General features: G+C 41.1%; 15 protein-coding genes. 1 reads left to right on the forward strand and 14 read right to left on the reverse strand.

Annotated elements, in window-relative coordinates:
• Position 1: 1 nt before the first annotated feature.
• Together lepB and nifJ are read right to left on the reverse strand one after the other, a co-directional pair.
• Positions 2-676: a signal peptidase I gene (gene lepB / locus DXB43_RS03020; protein WP_243006628.1), complete on the reverse strand. Its 675-nt coding sequence runs from the start codon at positions 674-676 to the stop codon at positions 2-4.
• A gap of 284 nt (positions 677-960) precedes the next feature.
• On the reverse strand, positions 961-4506 hold the full coding sequence (gene nifJ, locus DXB43_RS03025; protein ID WP_117946704.1) for a pyruvate:ferredoxin (flavodoxin) oxidoreductase: 3546 nt from the start codon (positions 4504-4506) through the stop codon (positions 961-963).
• A 228-nt stretch (positions 4507-4734) separates the two neighbouring features.
• Between nifJ and DXB43_RS03030 the strand changes: the two genes are divergently transcribed.
• Positions 4735-6375 carry an ABC-F family ATP-binding cassette domain-containing protein gene (locus tag DXB43_RS03030; RefSeq protein WP_022242433.1) on the forward strand — a complete coding sequence of 547 codons (1641 nt, stop codon included), beginning with the start codon at positions 4735-4737 and terminating at the stop codon, positions 6373-6375.
• Positions 6376-6539: 164 nt separating this feature from the next.
• On the opposite strand, the gene DXB43_RS03035 is transcribed toward DXB43_RS03030, so the two are convergent.
• The 12 genes from DXB43_RS03035 to nrdG form a co-directional block, all read right to left on the reverse strand.
• Complete coding sequence (locus tag DXB43_RS03035; RefSeq protein WP_117946706.1) at positions 6540-7310, reverse strand: flagellar filament capping protein FliD; 771 nt, start codon at positions 7308-7310, stop codon at positions 6540-6542.
• A gap of 809 nt (positions 7311-8119) precedes the next feature.
• On the reverse strand, positions 8120-8809 hold the full coding sequence (locus tag DXB43_RS03040; RefSeq protein WP_117946708.1) for a uracil-DNA glycosylase: 690 nt from the start codon (positions 8807-8809) through the stop codon (positions 8120-8122).
• Positions 8810-8813: 4 nt separating this feature from the next.
• Positions 8814-9575, reverse strand: coding sequence for an imidazole glycerol phosphate synthase subunit HisF (hisF, locus tag DXB43_RS03045; protein WP_022242430.1), 762 nt, complete (start codon positions 9573-9575; stop codon positions 8814-8816).
• Entirely contained in the window at positions 9575-10195 is a 621-nt protein-coding gene (hisH, locus tag DXB43_RS03050; RefSeq protein WP_117946710.1) for an imidazole glycerol phosphate synthase subunit HisH, read from the reverse strand. The genes hisF and hisH overlap by 1 nt, the downstream gene beginning before the upstream one ends.
• Positions 10196-10204: 9 nt before the next feature.
• Entirely contained in the window at positions 10205-11791 is a 1587-nt protein-coding gene (locus tag DXB43_RS03055; protein ID WP_117946712.1) for a hypothetical protein, read from the reverse strand.
• A 135-nt stretch (positions 11792-11926) separates the two neighbouring features.
• Positions 11927-12832: a chemotaxis protein gene (locus DXB43_RS03060; RefSeq protein ID WP_117698212.1), complete on the reverse strand. Its 906-nt coding sequence runs from the start codon at positions 12830-12832 to the stop codon at positions 11927-11929.
• A gap of 111 nt (positions 12833-12943) precedes the next feature.
• Positions 12944-13657 carry a DUF4352 domain-containing protein gene (locus DXB43_RS03065; protein ID WP_117946714.1) on the reverse strand — a complete coding sequence of 238 codons (714 nt, stop codon included), beginning with the start codon at positions 13655-13657 and terminating at the stop codon, positions 12944-12946.
• A gap of 51 nt (positions 13658-13708) precedes the next feature.
• Entirely contained in the window at positions 13709-15247 is a 1539-nt protein-coding gene (locus DXB43_RS03070) for a sensor histidine kinase (protein WP_117946716.1), read from the reverse strand.
• Positions 15248-15269: 22 nt separating this feature from the next.
• Complete coding sequence (locus DXB43_RS03075) at positions 15270-15956, reverse strand: response regulator transcription factor (RefSeq protein WP_022242424.1); 687 nt, start codon at positions 15954-15956, stop codon at positions 15270-15272.
• A 68-nt stretch (positions 15957-16024) separates the two neighbouring features.
• The gene (locus DXB43_RS03080; protein WP_117840800.1) at positions 16025-16612 is read right to left on the reverse strand and encodes a hypothetical protein; all 588 of its coding nucleotides are present in this window, start codon (positions 16610-16612) and stop codon (positions 16025-16027) included.
• A 15-nt stretch (positions 16613-16627) separates the two neighbouring features.
• A complete protein-coding gene (locus tag DXB43_RS03085; protein WP_117946718.1) occupies positions 16628-17953 on the reverse strand; it encodes an enhanced serine sensitivity protein SseB in 1326 nt (441 codons plus the stop codon).
• Positions 17954-18064: 111 nt separating this feature from the next.
• A complete protein-coding gene (gene nrdG / locus DXB43_RS03090) occupies positions 18065-18583 on the reverse strand; it encodes an anaerobic ribonucleoside-triphosphate reductase activating protein (RefSeq protein WP_117698216.1) in 519 nt (172 codons plus the stop codon).
• Positions 18584-18589 lie beyond the last annotated feature (6 nt).

Raw genomic sequence — 18589 nt, forward strand, 5'->3', positions numbered from 1 at the left:
CCTATTTAAGGAATCCCATTTTACTCAATGGCCAGAATCGAAAAGCCACCTTTCCAATTATCTGATCTTCTGCCACACACCCAATAGCTGAACTCCGGCTGTCAACCGATACCGAACGATGGTCTCCCATCACAAAATATTTGCCTTCCGGCACCTGATAAGGAAAATCAATATCACATTCCCCTAAATCTTTCTTTATTGCATATGGTTCATCTAATTTTTCACCATTTACATATACATTGCCGTCTTCGTCTATATCTATGTAATCACCTGCAGTTCCTATGACCCTTTTTACAAGAATCTTACTCTGATAGTAAAAGCCGATGATATCTCCCTGTTTGATTTTTGTAGTCTTCTTTATTACTACCAGTTCACCATTCTCTAATGCCGGTTCCATGCTCTTGCCCGAAACCTGCAATACTGGTACTAATCTCGTTGCAATCAATACTGAAATTGCTGCCACCACAAGCAGTATTCCGAGTGCACTGAAAAGATGCTGCTTCTTCTCTCTGCGAGCCTGTTCCGCCCGTATACTTTGAAGTGCCACATCTAATTCTATTTTCTTGTCCTTATTCCCGTCATTTTCTTCTGTAGTTTCCTGCAAATCCTTCTGGAGTCCCTCTATAATTTCAATCAACTCCCAGCGCTTCAGCTTGCGGAAATCCTTATCTGCCACAAACTGCACCCCCTGTTATTCTTTTGCTGCCCTTATTATGACCTTCCCCTGTCTTTTCATGCATGTGATTTTTCTTTTGTGTTGAATGTAAGTATATATTTTTTTTGTATAGAATTATGTCATATTCTGGCATATAGATTTGATTTTTTCTAACGAAATAATCAGACTAATTTAATTTGATATCGTTCTTATAAAGTAAAAAAAGAGACATAACTTACATTTCTGTAAATTACGTCTCTTTTATTTTACCTAATCGTCAGATTCTTCTGTCCAATCAGCTAATCTTATTTGTAAAGTTCAACTAATCTTAACAGATGTTCATAACGAGCCTTTGCAGCTTCCTCAGATGCTTTGAACAGTTTTTCTGCTCTGTCTGGGAAGGAACGTGTTAATCTGCTGTATCGTGTCTCGTTATTTAAGAAATCCTGGTAAGATCCATCACCTGGCTTAGAAGTCAATGTGAATGGGTTCTTTCCTTCTGCTTTCAATGCCGGGTTGTATGAGAATAAGTTCCAGTAACCTGCTGCTACTGCTTTCTTCATCTCATCCTGGCAGTGGTTCATTCCACCCTTAACACCGTGTAACTCACATGGAGCATATCCGATGATAAGTGAAGGTCCGTTGTATGCTTCTGCTTCAGCAATTACCTTAACAGCATTTGCCATATTTGCACCAAGAGCAATCTGTGCTACATATACATAGCCGTAGCTCATAGCGATTTCTGCAAGGCTCTTCTTGCCAACTTCTTTACCAGAAGCAGCGAACTGACAAACCTCACCGATGTTAGAAGCTTTAGAAGCCTGTCCACCTGTATTAGAGTACATCTCTGTATCGAATACCATTACGTTTACGTTCTCACCGGAAGCAAGTACATGGTCTAATCCGCCGAAGCCGATATCGTAAGCCCATCCGTCACCACCGAAGATCCATACGGACTTCTTAGCAAGGTAATTCTTCTTATCTAATGCATCCTTAGCATCCGGGCATCCTGCTGCTGCAGCTTTCTCTAACTCAGCAACTAATGCTTCTGTTGCAGGTGTATTAGCTTTTGTATCATTCTTAGTCTCTTCGAACTTGTCAAATGCAGCCTTTAATTCTGCGCTTGCTTTATCAGACTCAGCACATTTCTTAGCGCTTGCAATTGCCTGCTCACGAAGAACTTTCTGTCCGATTTCCATACCAAGACCATGCTCAGCGTTATCCTCGAATAAGGAGTTTGCCCAAGCCGGACCTTTCTTGGAATCTTTGTTTACTGTATATGGTGATGTTGCTGCAGGACCGCCCCAGATAGAAGAACATCCTGTTGCATTGGAAATATACATATGCTCACCAAATAACTGAGTAATCAAACGAGCGTAAGATGTCTCTGCACAACCTGCACAAGAGCCTGAGAACTCAAGCAATGGCTGATTGAACTGGGAACCTTTAACGGTATTGTCTGCCGGCATACCAGGTTTCTTTCCAACGTTTGCTACTAAGTAATCGAATACTGGCTGCTGATCTGCCTGTGATTCCTGAGGAACCATTTCGATTGCGCCTACTGGACATACAGTAATACACTCACCACATCCCATACAGTCTAATGGAGATACGCTCATTGTATATTTGTACTCGCCAGCCTTTGGCTTTGTATCAGCAAGTTTTGTCTGCTCTGGAGCAGCTTTTACTTCTGCTTCGTCTAACATGAATGGACGAATGGTTGCATGTGAACATACGAATGCACACTGGTTACACTGAATACATTTCTCAGCATCCCATGTAGGAACGGTTACGGCTGTACCACGTTTCTCATATGCTGCTGCGCCATGTTCGAACTGTCCATCCGGATTCTTTGCAAATGCAGATACTGGAAGGCTGTCTCCGTCCATCTTGGAGATTGGCTCCATTAAGTCTCTTACCATCTTAACAGTCTCAGGACGTCCGGTTAATTCCTTCGGAGCTGGATCTGCTTCTGGGTTAGACCAGGATGCCGGAACTTCAACCTTATGTACTGCGTCTACACCAGCGTCGATAGCTTTGTAGTTCATTTCTACGACAGCATCACCCTTCTTACCGTAGGATTTCTTAGCTGCTGCTTTCATGAATTCTACTGCATCGTCGATAGGCATAACGTTTGCAAGTTTGAAGAATGCAGACTGTAAAATTGTGTTGGTACGTTTACCCATACCAATTTCAATTGCTTTGTCAATTGCATTGATTGTATATAACTGAATGTTGTTATCAGCAATGTATTTCTTTGCTTCAGCATTCAGATGATGAGCTAACTCTTCGTCTGACCACTGGCAGTTAATCATGAATACTCCGCCTGGTTTAACATCCTGGGCCATCTTGAATCCTTTGGTTACATAAGATGGGTTGTGGCATGCTACGAAGTCAGCCTGGTTGATGTAATATGGGCTCTTGATTGGCTTGTCACCGAATCTTAAGTGGGAAATTGTTACACCACCGGTCTTCTTAGAGTCATACTGGAAGTATGCCTGGATGTATTTATCTGTGTGGTCACCGATAATCTTAGTAGAGTTCTTGTTAGCACCTACAGTACCGTCTCCACCAAGACCCCAGAACTTACACTCTACAGTTCCTTCTGCAGATGTGATAGGTGCTGGCTTAACCTCTGGTAAGCTTAAGTTTGTAACGTCATCTACGATACCTACTGTAAATCTGCTCTTTGGAGCATCTTTTTCCAGTTCTTTGTAGATAGCGAATACAGATGAAGGAGGAGTATCCTTAGATCCTAATCCGTAACGACCGCCGCATAATACAACGTCGTTTAATCCTGCTTCACGTAATGTTGTAGCTACGTCTAAGTATAATGGGTCGCCTAATGCTCCTGGCTCTTTTGTTCTGTCAAGAACAGCAACTTTCTTTGCAGTCTTTGGAAGAACTTTTAATAAGGAAGCAGATACCCAAGGACGATACAGACGAACTTTGATTAATCCGACTTTCTCTCCTGCTGCTGTTAAGTAGTCGATTACTTCTTCTGCTACGTCACAGATAGATCCCATTGCTACGATAACACGGTCTGCATCTGCTGCTCCATAGTAGTTGAATAAGTCATAATCTGTACCAAGTTTTTCATTGATTTTGCCCATGTATTTCTCAACGATAGCTGGTAACTCATTGTAAGCTGTATTACAAGCTTCACGATGCTGGAAGAAAACGTCTCCGTTTTCATGAGAACCACGCATAGCTGGATGCTCTGGGTTTAATGCATGCTCACGGAATGCTTTTACAGCGTCCATGTTGCACATTTCTTTCAAATCTGCGTAATCCCATTTTTCGATTTTCTGAATCTCATGAGATGTACGGAATCCATCGAAGAAGTTGATGAATGGAACTTTTCCTTCAATTGTTGCAAGATGAGCAACTGGGCTTAAGTCCATAACTTCCTGTGGGTTTGTCTCACATAACATAGCGAAACCTGTCTGACGACAAGCATATACGTCACTGTGATCACCGAAAATATTTAAGGACTGGGTTGCAACGGTACGTGCTGATACATCAAATACACATGGAAGCTGCTCTCCAGCGATTTTGTACATATTAGGGATCATTAATAAAAGACCCTGGGATGCGGTAAATGTAGTGGTTAAAGCACCTGCTGCAAGAGAACCATGTACGGCACCTGCTGCTCCTGCCTCTGATTCCATTTCTACGACTTTAACCTGATTTCCAAAGATATTCTCCTGACCTGCTGCGGACCACTGGTCTACGGAGTCAGCCATTGGGCTGGACGGGGTAATAGGATAAATAGCTGCAACGTCTGTGTATGCATAAGCTACATGAGCTGCTGCTGTATTACCGTCCATTGATTGTTTTGCTCTGGACATTATTTATTCCTCCTTATTTAAATAAAAAACTTATGTCTTATCGACCTAAATCACATTTTAGCATTTTATTTGTCGATTATCAAGATTATGGACTGTACGAAATGAAGAACAATCACGAATTTCTTCTATAAGAAGTTTTAGTTGCTTTTCCACTGTTTTTCTAGTATGATACGAATTGGTGCATAAGCATGAAAGCACCGTAAATTCAAAGAGTCAGGAGATTTGATTATGATAAGTGCAAACAATGTAACTTTACGAATCGGGAAGAAAGCCTTGTTTGAAGATGTAAATATTAAATTCACGGAAGGCAACTGCTACGGTCTAATTGGTGCCAATGGTGCCGGTAAATCTACTTTCTTAAAGATTTTATCCGGACAATTAGACTCCACCAGCGGCGATGTGGTTATTACACCGGGACAGCGTCTTTCCTTCCTGCAGCAGGATCACTTCAAATATGATGAGTACTCCGTTTTAGATACGGTTATCATGGGAAATAAACGTCTCTATGATATCATGAAGGAGAAGGATGCTATCTATGCAAAAGAGGATTTTTCCGATGAAGATGGTATCCGTGCCAGTGAACTGGAAGGCGAATTTGCTGAAATGGACGGCTGGAATGCAGAATCCGATGCTGCCATGTTATTAAATGGTCTTGGCATCCCGACAGAAGACCACTACACCACTATGCGTGACCTTCCGGGTGCTACCAAGGTTAAGGTTCTCTTAGCCCAGGCATTGTTCGGCAATCCGGACATTCTGCTCTTAGACGAGCCGACCAACCACTTAGACTTAGATGCCATTGCATGGCTGGAAGAATTCTTAATTAACTTTAACAACACTGTAATCGTCGTATCCCACGACCGTTACTTCTTAAATAAGGTATGTACTCATATTGCCGATATCGATTATGGCAAGATTCAGTTATATGCCGGTAACTACGATTTCTGGTATGAGTCCAGCCAGCTTCTTGTTAAGCAGATGAAAGAAGCCAATAAAAAGAAGGAAGAAAAGATTAAAGAGTTACAGGAGTTCATTTCCCGTTTCTCTGCGAATGCTTCCAAATCCAAACAGGCAACTTCCAGAAAACGTGCCCTTGAGAAAATCGAACTGGATGAAATCAAACCTTCCAGCCGTAAATATCCTTACATTGATTTCCGCCCACAGCGCGAAATCGGCAATGAGGTTCTTACCGTAGAGGGTCTAAGCAAAACTATTGACGGTGTAAAAGTATTAGACAATGTATCCTTTATCTTAGGACATGATGATAAAGTAGCTTTTGTCGGAAGCAACGAGCTTGCCAAGACTACCCTCTTTAAGATTCTTGCCGGTGAAATGGAGCCGGATGAAGGAACTTACAAATGGGGTGTTACGACTTCCCAGTCCTATTTTCCGAAGGACAATACCGAAATCTTTGATACTGACCTTGTTATCACAGACTGGCTGACCCAGTATTCCGAGATCAAAGATGCTACTTATGTACGTGGTTTCTTAGGAAGAATGCTTTTTGCCGGTGAAGACGGCATGAAGAAAATGAGAGTCCTTTCCGGAGGAGAAAAAGTGCGTGTACTGCTCTCCCGTATGATGATTCAGGCTTCCAATGTCTTAATCTTAGATGAGCCTACCGACCACTTAGACATGGAGTCCATTACCGCATTAAACAACGGTCTGATTAAATTCCCGGGTGTTGTACTCTTCGCTTCCCGTGACCACCAGTTCACACAGACCACTGCCAACCGCATTATGGAGCTTCTTCCAAATGGCGGACTCATTGATAAGATTACCACTTACGATGAATACTTAGAAAGTGATGAAATGGCAAGAAAACGTCAGGTTTACTCCATGAGTGAAGAAGACGAGAATGATAACTAAAAATAGCTTTTAAGATAGAAAGCAGGTGTTCCAATCAGAACACCTGCTTTTTTGCTTTACCGAAAATTGCTTTCCTGTAACACACATTTCTTGTTATTTGCATATATTATTTATACCTGACATTTACACCGTCATTATGCGAATCATAATTATTAACCGGTCACTTAGGTTGTCGTATTATAAATCTCTCCGGTATTATAATTGTAGGTATATGTACCTGTATTACCATATGTATTGCCCTTGGATGCTTCCCGTTCTGCATAATAATCTGCCAAAGATGCTTTTGCAGATACCTGATATCCATAGGAACCATTTCCATTGAACAAAGATTTTACCAAAGACATATCTGCCTTCTTAAAGGTATCCTCATCAATACTGAGTTTGTTATCTACACCAACGGTAATTCCAACCTTAGAAAGTAACTTTTCATTGGAATCTGTAGTCCGAACCATGGAAGAAACTGCATTGAGAATTCCATTGGTATTGGAATCTTCTGATTTCTTCAGCAGGTTATTGTAGCTGTCTACAAAAGCACTTACTTTCTTATAAATTGCGTCTTTATCATAATCTGTTGTGGTATTACCCTTTGCATCGGTTGTTGTTACTTTGTTAAATACAGACTTCTTGGTCTTATCCAGTAAAGCATCGGATGCACCCTTCAACTCTTCCGCAGCATCTTCAATTTTTGCTAATGTCTTAGTATCATCCTTTGCAGTAGACGTTGAAGTCTTCTTGTTTGTCTCTACAATCTTGCTGGCAGAATCATTTCCACCATAATATGCCTTCATCAGTTTAAAATAGGAACCGGTACGAATTGCAGAATAATCAGCAATATTAATTCCTAACAAACCGCTGTTTGAAGTTCTGCTTCCATTTGATAATCCGGAAAACAATGTGTTAATTGAATTCAAATCATAATTTGAAATGCCTATCATATAATCACTCCTTTGATATCTGATGTGTAACATCCTTGTCCCACGTCTGCCTATTGTTAAGTCTATTATAGCATTTTAGGCACAGGATTGCAATATTGTGTAAAATCCACAACTTTTTATGTGATTTTTTTCATCTATTGTAACTTTTCACAAAGTTTTTATGGTTTGTTCATAGTTTTGTCATATTTATAGCATACTATAGAACCATCAAAAGAAACTCATGTTTTTAGATATATTTTTTCATAATAGCCTCGGCATCCGAAAGATGTCGGGGCACTCCTCATTTTAGGAATAATTTCTTATGTTGGCTGGATACCATGTTGGCAATTCGAAGAATAACAGGATTTCATGGGGTTCTATGTTGATTCGACATGAAATACCTGCAGTTCTTAGCACATATTTTTCTTGATTACAAAATGTCTTTCCGTTGCTTTGACTGACTATCCGCACTGTCCGCCAAAGACGGATGTTACACAAGATTTATAAGGGGCACTAAGAATTTCGAAACATATTGTGTTTTGCCCGGCAACCGGTGCAAATTCACATCCATGTTCAGATTGCACCTCGCCGGCACATCCTGTGCCGGCGTTGCCGGTTGCAATACGAAATTCTAAGTGCCCCTAATAAATTGTGTCATACATCCGTCCTTTTGACGAACCGTGCGGATAGTTTGTCAAACATTGGAAAGACACTTTATATTGTAAAAGGAAAAATATGTAATTTAGAACTGCGATATTTTATGCCTGACATAGAAACCTATTAAATCCTGCAATGCTTTGTTATTTAACATTATTGGTATCAAGTCAACATTAAAATCCATCCTGCAAATTCTCAATCTGCCAGTCTATCGGTGCTACTCCATGCTCTTCTAAAAATGCATTCGCCTGTGAGAAATGTTTGCATCCGAAGAAACCACGGTATGCCGAAAGCGGGCTTGGATGAGGTGCTTTTAATATCAGATGCTTCGGATTGGTAAGCATTGGAATTTTGCTCTGTGCCGGTCTGCCCCACAGCATATAGACAACTGGTCGATCCTGGGCATTGACCGCCTGGATAATGGCATCCGTAAAATGCTCCCATCCTTTGCCCTGATGGGAGTTCGCCTGATGTGCACGGACAGTCAGAACCGTGTTCAATAATAATACACCCTGCTTTGCCCATTTTTCCAGATAACCATTGTCAGGGATATAGCAACCAAGGTCATCCTGTAGTTCTTTATAGATGTTCTGTAAAGATGGTGGAATCTCTTTCTGATCCGGCAGTACGGAAAAACTAAGGCCATGTGCCTGATGTTCATTATGGTATGGATCCTGTCCCAAAATCAGCACCTTTACTTCTGAAAGCGGTGTCAGGTGCAAGGCATTAAAGATATCATCTGCCGGTGGATATACCACATGGGTGCTGTATTCTTTTTTTACAAAATCATATAAATCTCTGTAATATGGCTTTTTAAACTCGGCAGATACACTGTCCAGCCAGTCATTGGTAATCATTGCCATAGTTTTATCTCCTTACTGATACCCCGCGACCTGCAAGATAATTCTTAAGGTCCATAATTTCAAGTTCTTTATAATGGAATAATGATGCTGCCAGTGCTGCATCTGCTTTACCCTCTGTCAAAGCTTCATAGAAATGCTCTTTCGTTCCGGCTCCACCGGAAGCAATGACCGGGATAGATACATTTTCTGCAATCTGTCTGGTCAGTTCCAAATCGTAACCGGCTTTCGTGCCATCACAGTCCATACTGGTCAAAAGAATTTCTCCGGCTCCAAGCTTCTCGACTTTCATTGCCCATTCTACCGCATCAATACCTACATCAATTCTTCCGCCATTTTTATAAATGTTCCAGCCGCTGCCATCTTCTCTTCTTCTCGCATCAATGGCAACAACCACACACTGACTTCCGAATTTGTCTGCCGCATCACTGATTAACTGTGGTGTATTAATTGCAGAAGAATTAATGGAAATCTTGTCTGCACCTTCCCTAAGCAGCACTTTAAAATCTTCTACACAGCGGATTCCTCCGCCTACGGTAAATGGAATAAATACATTTTCCGCTACACGTCTTACCATATCTACTACTGTATTACGGTTATCCGAAGATGCTGTAATATCTAGAAATACCACTTCATCTGCTCCGGCTTTATCATAGGCTGCCGCAATTTCCACCGGGTCACCGGCATCTCTTAAATTCACAAAGTTCACACCTTTTACAACTCTTCCATCATTGACATCCAGGCATGGAATAATTCTCTTGGTAAACATTATTTCACACCTCCCTGTAATGACGCAAAGTTCTTAAGTATCTTCAGTCCAACGGAGCTGCTCTTCTCCGGGTGGAACTGGCAGGCAAAGATGTTGTCCTGCTCCACAGATGCATGAATAGTGACTCCATATTCTGTAGTTGCTTTTACAATTTCTTCATACTTTGCCTGTAAATAATAGGAATGCACGAAATATACATAGGCATCCATCGGCACATTCTGAAATAGTCTTCCATTATTCTGTAAATGCAGGGAATTCCAACCGATATGCGGAATTTTTAGTCCATAGGTATCCGGGATCCGCACAATTTTTCCCTCTAAAAGCCCAAGTCCCTCTACTCCTTCTGACTCTTCGCTTCCTTCAAACATTAACTGAAGTCCGAGGCAGATTCCAAGGAATGGCACTTTTCTTTCACAGACTTCATGGATAACCTTGTCCAGTTCATAGCGTTTCAGATTATCCATTGCCACACCAAAAGAACCAACGCCCGGTAAAATCACCTTATCTGCCTGTTCAATGGTATGAAAATCTCTTGTAATTACGCTTTCCTCACCCAGATATGCTAATGCTTTTTCCACACTCTTTAAGTTTCCTGCATCATAGTCAATAATTGCTATCATAATGTTCTCCTATTCCAGTCCTGCTGCTGCAAGTATCCCCTGAATTGCCTTTGTATAATCTGTTCTCTTTGTCATCGCATGCAATTCTGCTGCCTTTTCCTCTGATACACCAAAATGGTCTGATAACTGCTGCAAAATCTGATTCTTCAGTCCTGCCATTTCGTCTGTTATCTCATATTCCTGAGCCAGGTCTGCGCCATCTACGCATCTGCCATATCCACGAATCAGTGCGTCTAAAGCCATTTCATTTTCATTGATTCCGCTTAAGCTCTCATAAGACTGATATTCGCTCTGTATGGAAGCCAGCACCTGTGCCTTCTTATAGAAATTCTCGTCTTTTCCCTTTACATAAGAACCGGCTACGGTCTGGAATGCTGTTACATAGGAGCCGCTTGCAAAATCATCCTTTGCCTGCTGCATGTCCTGCCCATACTGTAAATTGGAGCTTCCCAGCAAAATCAAGATTAGAAGGGAAAGTGCCATAATAAAAATCAGAATAACCGGCTTCTTCGGAAGAGGTGGCGTACGGTCTATTTCTTTTGGAGGCTTCTCTTTCTTTACCTTTGGCGCCTTCTCCTTCTTCGCCTTTTCCTTCTTTTCTTTTTTCTCTTTCTTTTTCTTCTCTTTCTTGCCCTTCTTACCGGCTCCCTCGTCTGCATCCATCTCTTTTAAGATTTCTCTGTTCTCAGATGAAATGCTGCCAAGGCTGTCATCTTCTGCAATCTTTGTATCATCCTCTTCTTCATCCGGTCCAAATAAAACGGACATAATTTTACTGAAGAATCCCTGTTTTTTTCTCTTTTCCTTTGCTTCCTTTAAATCTTTTAATTCTTCGATACTTCCAAGGCGTTCAAATTCATCCTGGACCTCACTGTCCTCATCTTCTGAATGCTCTAATTCTTCTCCATTTTCATCTGCTTTCAGCAAATCGCCGATATCGGATAAGTCAGCATCTCCGGATAACATATCCATAAGATTAATGGCATCATCATCTTCTGAAAGAAGTGGTTCCTCTTCCTCAGATTCTGTCTTTGATGCTTCTGGTATCTCTGCCGCAGAATCTTCATCCAGAGTATCAAAAAAGCCTAAAGGCTCTTCTTCCTCGGAAGCATCATCTTCTGGTGTTTTCGACGTATCCATATGTTCTTCCTCTCCGGAATCTCCAACCTTCTTCCGGACCGCATCCATGATATCATTCACATCTTCCATCATATCTGATGCTGCAGACTCATCTGTTGCCATATCTGTGGTTCCTGATGAGATTGACTCCGAAGCTTCCTCGACATCGGATGTCTTGTCTTCATTGACATCAATATCTGCCTGATTTGATGCCTCTTCGTCTAATTCCATTTCGAATTCCTGCAGGAAATCATCTGCTGCTCCTGTTGCCAGCTCCTGTTCAAATTCACGCTGGAATCCTGTGCCGGAGTAGTCCTCGTGCTTCTTTTCCACCGGCTTTTTCTCCCGTTCTCTTGGCTTTGCAGCTTCTTCATTCATTGATTGAATCAGATTCTCGATATCCTTCTTATTATTTCTTCTGTTAGCATCTGAAACTGAATTCAGCAAATCGTCCAGATAATCTTCACTCTTACTCAAATTTATACCTCCATGTATCCAAGTTGCCTGTATATCTGCTTACAGGGTCTGCCACAACATCTCCCAGCAGATGCCGGACAGCGTAAAGGAAAGGGATGTGATGTAACATCACACCCCTTTGTCTGCGTTCTTTCCTTACTTTCCAGTCTGGTCAATCAGTCTGTCGATAGCCTGTACCAGACTTCCAATCTCCGGTTTAGTCAATTGGGCGTCTGCTCCGAGTGATTCACCTTTTCTTCTCATTTCATCATTTACCAGGGAAGAGAAAATGATTACCGGAATATCATGCATGTTATCGTTCTCTTTTACCAGTTTTGTTAACCGGTGTCCGTCCATCAATGGCATCTCGATATCTGTAATAATACAATGTACTTTATCTTTTACATTGCCGGCTTTCTCATAAGCACAAAGCTTGTCCCATGCTTCCTGTCCGTTCATATTGACATTCAGGTTGGTATAACCTGCTTTCTTCAGACAATCTGTAATCAATTTACTTAATAATGGGGAATCCTCTGCGATCATAATCGGGGAATCATTACGGTTACGATTTTCCAGATGCTCTACATCAGATACCTTAAGTCCTGTTTCCGGACTGATATCAGAAATAATTTTTTCAAAGTCAAGAATAACAATCAACTGTCCATCCAGTTTAATGACTCCGGTTGATACACCCTTGTCCTGGACATTAATTGTTGCATCCGGTTTGATAATCTCTGACCAGGAGACACGATGAATTCCAATAACCTGATCTACATGGAATGCAATATTTAATTTATTAAAGTTTGTGATAATAAACAAACCTTTTCCTTCTTCATCCTGCATACCAAGGCATCTTCTCAGGCTGATTACCGTCAGCATGGTATCTCGTGGCATAAAGATTCCTTCCACACTCGGATGTGCATTTGGTACCGGGGTTACCGGCTGATAGGATAAAATCTCACGAATCTTCGCTACGTTAATTCCGTAATGATTATCCCCTAAAGTAAACTCCAGCACTTCCAGTTCGTTCGTACCATTTTCTAACAGAATATTTGTCTCCATTTATGTTTTCCTCCCAAGGTCATTTCTTAGAATATTTCTATTTCGAATTATAACATAATATCACATAAAAATGCACCGTTTTTTTACAATTCTCTAGATATTTTTACCATTTTATAGATTACAGGTCTTATGTACCGTGTTTTCGACTACTTCCAGAGAGATTTTACTCAAATCTTCCGGTGTACTTTCCGGCACCTCAAAGAGTAAAACTGTATCTGTACCACTTCCTGCTTCAATAGTTCCCTGATATGTTCCAAAGTCATTTAACAGAATTGTGACCTGTGCAACAGCTTCCACGCTGTCATTTAACGTCACGCGGAATGACACCTTGCGGCTTAACATATCACAAGCTACTGCTTCCGTTCCAGCATTCTCTAAATGAAAATGTAAAACCAGGTATTTATTTCCGGCATCCGGCTCTACCATATAGGATGAATTCTGCTGATAAGCTGTTGCAAATTCCGCACCGGTGTACTGCGTATCAATACCCGGTATTGCTACTGCATCGTTTAAGGACACACTGTTGTCCGATGCCGCATTCTCCGGAGTTCCTGTTGCATCTCCACCTTCTGATGGCATCTGCTCAGTGGAATCCGGCTGTTCCACAGCCTCGGTATCTGCAGTCTCTGTTGTCTCTTCACTCTTCGATAGTCTTACAATTCCATCCTGCTGCTTTATATTATACTTTGATACTACATGTGCTGCATAATCTACAATTGTCTGTTCTTCCTGCTCCGTTAATTCAATCGGCTGCTCTCCGCATCCGCCTAATAATAACGCAGCCAACAGCACGCATGCCGTTGTTTTTATCTTTCTGTCCCTCATAGGCGCTCCTTAACTTATCAATCTATTCCCATGTTAGCATTTTTCCGGCTTTCAGGCAATAGTTATTTCACATTCTTCCTCGTTATCATCGCGATTGCTGGTGTCTAATTCTATCCAGAATTCCACACCATCCTCATGGTTAATGACTCCGCACTGCTGATGCATGGAATCCATAATTGCTTTTACAATGGACAGACCAATTCCGCTGCCTCCATAAGCTCTGGTTCTTGCTTTATCTACCTTATAGAATTTAATCCAGATATTATCAATGTCTTCTTCCGGAATCGGCTTTCCGGTATTAAACACGCTGACTCTTACTACATCCTGCTTACATTCATAAGAAATTTTAATCCGGTTTTCACCTTCCAAATGGTTGATTGCATTGCTCAGATAATTGGTTATAACCTCTTCTATCTTAAATTCATCCGCCCACACAAAAAGCGGCTGCTCGTCAAATTCCAGAATAGCTCCTTTCTGTTCTAAGATAATGGCATTACTGGCAGCTACTCCACGGATCAGTTCGGTGATATCAAACCGTTCCATCACAATAGCATCATTCCCAAATTCCAGCTGATTCAAAGTAAGAAGTTTCTTTACCATGCGGTTCATCTTCTCTGCTTCATCTGTAATGACCTCACAATAGAAATTTCTGCTCTCCGGATCGTCCTGCACACATTCCTGTAAGCCTTCTGCATAACCCTGAATCAGTGCCAGCGGTGTCTTTAGCTCATGCGAAACATTTGACAGGAAATCTTTTCTCATCTCGTCAATCTGTTCCTTCTTTTCGATATCTATCTTCAATTCATTATTGGCACTCTTTAATTCCGATATGGTCCGCTCTAAGATTTCCGATAGCTGGTTCATATGCTCGCCCAACTGTTCAATCTCATTATCTCCCTTGACCTCATACTTCGCATCAAAGTCGAATTCTGCCATTTTCTTGGATATATCTGTAAGCTGCAGAATTGGGTTAGTAATACGACGGGTAACAAAAAAAATGATAATACCACTCACTATTACCGCAACAACTCCTACATCCATCAGCAGACGATTAGACACCTGCGCACTTTCCTTGATACTTTCCAATGGAGTTCTCGCCAGCAAAAGATTACCATCTGCCAGGGTTCCCCAGAGAATCAGATAATCCGATTCCAGCCTGGTATCCTCTTTTTCTCCCATGACATAATTGTCGTTTGCTTTCAGTACTTTCATATTAAGATGCATATCATCATTCTGCACACTTGCCATGATAATTTCCATAAACTGCATCCTGAGATTTTCCACACCATTGGTAGAAGAACGCACTACTGTACCATCAGATGTAATGATTAAAATCGTCAGGTTACCATTGGAACAGATTTTTTCAAAATCTATATCATAATCTGATGTATTTAAGATTCCCTGTTCACTGGCCGCATTTATCTGCTGAAACCCATTTTCCAGCACTTCCTGTTTATAGCGGGTATAATAGCCTTCCAGCAGGGTAACATTAAGAAGCCAGCACAGTAATACCGTGCCGGCCACTAATCCAACGATAGTCAATGTAATCTGCGTTGTAATGGAATGCTGCTTTTTCTTATTCTTTGCCATATATCTTCCACCTTATCACATTCTATTGCGGTGCATCAATGTCCAGCTTATAGCCCATACCCCAGATTGTCTTGATATAATCCCCTTTTTCGCCCATCTTGCTGCGCAGCTTTTTCACATGGGTATCGATGGTTCTGGCATCACCGAAATAATCATAATTCCATACATGATTCAGAATTTTCTCACGGGATAAAGCAATTCCCTTATTCTCCATGAAATATGCCAGAAGCTCAAATTCTTTATAGCTCAAATCAATGTTTTTGCCGTCAATTGTTACCATGTGGGCAGCCTTGTCCATTACAATGCCACCTACTTCCAGCACATCATCTTCTGTATAATTGCCGGTTCTCCGCAAAATTGCCTCTACCCTTGCCACCAGGATCTTCGGGCTGAATGGTTTACTGATATATTCATCCACACCAAGTTCAAATCCTAAAAGTTCATCACTTTCTTCACTCTTGGCTGTCAGCATGATAATCGGTGTCTTGGAACTTTCCCTGATTTCCCGGCATACATCCCAGCCGTTCATCTTCGGCATCATAACATCCAGAATGATCAATGCAATATCTTTATTTTTATAAAATACGTCTAAGGCTTCTTCTCCGTCTCCTGCCTCTAACACTTCAAAGTTCTGTTTTACCAGGAAATCCCTCACCAGCTTACGCATACGGCTTTCATCGTCTACCACCAGAATTTTACGTTTTTCCATATTTGCTTCCCTCTTCTTTTTTCTATAGTTTAACGGATAAATATGTCAAATTTGTGTTCTTCTGCGATTTAATTCTGCTTTTCCAAAGCATCCAGTGCCGCTTCTCTTTCATCCAGTTCCTGTTCCCACTCTTCATATTTATTAATGATTTTCGTCTCATAATTTAAGATTGTGGTACTGCCACTGGTAAGGCTGATGGCAAACATGGCAATAACAATGATAATCAGCACAATATTCACAGAAAGTAAGATGCGGCAGCGCTTCTGTAATTTCGTTTCCTGTTGTTCCTCTGAATTTTTATCAGTATTTTCATTCTGGTGCTCACCAGATTTTTCTTTGCCAGCTACATGGTCAAGGTCTAAGCCCATATCTTTCACCGGAATACCTGGTATTTCGGATGCATCCACCCCGGGCAGTCCTTTCAGATAATCCTGCAGTTCTTTTAGATAGGCATATCCTATCGGTGTATGGAACAATTCCTGAGCCATGATTCTCTGGTAGATTTCCTGTACCATCTGTGGATTATCCATGTTCATATTATCATGTATGTACTGGATTCCTTCCACTTCCTTTTTTGCCAATTTTGCCTGTTCTTCATTTTCAAATACGAATCCACTTACTTCCCAGACTTTGCCATCTAATTCTTTTTGTTCCATATTTCCTCCTGCAATTTACAATCCCAGAAAAGTCTTTTTATAAAATGGTGCAACCTCACCAATCAGCTCCATTGCCTTTTCGTCTGCTTCATGCATATCAAGACGCATATAGCCAAGGGACGGCTTTACAGCTTCAGCAATTCCTTCAAAGACGCTCTTTCTCTCACCCTTAAACTCTACAACCAGCAAATAACTAATGTCATCCTTACGTTCAATCTTCGTTACCAGATATGCTTTCTTGATATTCTTCTGTTTCTTCATATATTCACTGAGTATCTGTTTCAGTTCATCCGCCTCCGCAATTGGCTCACCAACAAATACACCCGTTTTCTTTTCAACAAGATTGCCAGATGCCATCTCAGCTTCCTGCCTCTTATAGCGTTTGAAATAACCTATAATAATTTTCTTCCGGTTCTCTTCTACCCGAAGTTCCATACTGCCCGGATTGATTACAAAATCTCGCTCTCCTGCAATCTTCATCAGCTGGTCAAAACTGACTTTCTGTCCCTTCCATTCCTTTACATTATAAATCTTCTGGAAACTCTGCCAGTCTGTATACACCGGCATCCACTGTGCTCCATTGCTATCCTGTAACAATGCAAACTGAAGGGCTGTTCCCTTTTTTCCGTCTGCATCCTTTTCTTCCTTCGGGTCCTCTACCACTTTTACCGGACATAAGAATTCCCCGCGGACTACCTCTTTTAACATACGGTCACATAAGAACTGCTCCGCACGTTTCCACTGTTCATCTTTCTTTTCTTCAAATAAAATCTGTCTGTGTCTTGCCATTGCAAGAATCAGAGCCGGATTTACAACCGGAATCTGCGCTTTGGAAAGCTCGGAAAAATCCGGTGGTGGAAGCAAATCATCTCTTTTTAATCTGCAGGAATAGCTTCCCACATCCAGTATCAGATCTTCCATACCCCACCAGTGGAGGTTTGCCCAGAAGAACATCTGCTTGTCTCCTCTGATTCCTTTTAATTCCAGTTCTACATTCTGCTCTTTATAATGTTCTATTGCCTTTTGGGCAAATTCTTTCGTTGAAAAGATTAATACACTTCCATCCCCCATAACACGCGGGTAACCGGTATGCTTGTCCCATGCGCAGTAAAGCTCTTTGCATCCCTTTATTTTATCTGCCAGAATCTTGTTAAACACTTCTATCTTCTTTAAAAAGTTATCTGCCACAAAGGTTTTCTTCTTATGATGTACTTCTGCAGAACGAATCAGAAATTCCAGTTCCTCTAAAGTAAGCTTTGCAAGTTCCTGTTCATCCGGCATTTCATAATTCAAAAGATGGGTCTCTAATAATTCTTCTTTACGCTCTTTACTAATTTCCATGTTCTTCTCCTATATCTTTCCTTAAAACAATCACGTTATTTCTATTTTAATATAAAAATGCTATAAAGTAAAATAGAATCCTTCCGGATTCTACTTTATCTTTCACGCAGTTTACATCAGTTCTTCAATGACTCCTGTTTCATTGTATTTTCTGCAGTCAATGACACGCTGATTGGAAGAACCTTTGAATTTTAATGTAATATCATATAGCTCTGCCACATAAGGGCCATCCACCAGCACATCGATTAAGGATAATAATTCTTTCGTATCCTCGGTATATCTTCTTCCCTCCGGTACCAAATCCTTATCCAGTACATATCCGGTATATGCCCATATGTCTTTTTCCGGATGTTCCGTCCGCACCCGCTTGATAAATGGAAGCAGTGCATGCTGGTTTTCCGGTTCAAAAGGGTCTCCTCCCAAAAGAGTCAGTCCCTTGATATAGGGAGATTCCAAAGATGCAAGAATTTCATCTTCTACTTCTTTTGTAAATTCTTCTCCATTTTTAAAGTCCCATGTTTCCGGCTGAAAACACTCTTTACAGTGGTTCCGGCAGCCGGATACAAACAGCACCGTTCTTACACCGGTGCCGTTCGCAATATCATTATATTTAATCGCTGAATAATGCATTTTCTT

The organism is Roseburia sp. OM04-10BH, from assembly GCF_003462605.1.
Classification (GTDB): Bacteria; Bacillota; Clostridia; order Lachnospirales; family Lachnospiraceae; genus Roseburia_C; species Roseburia_C amylophila.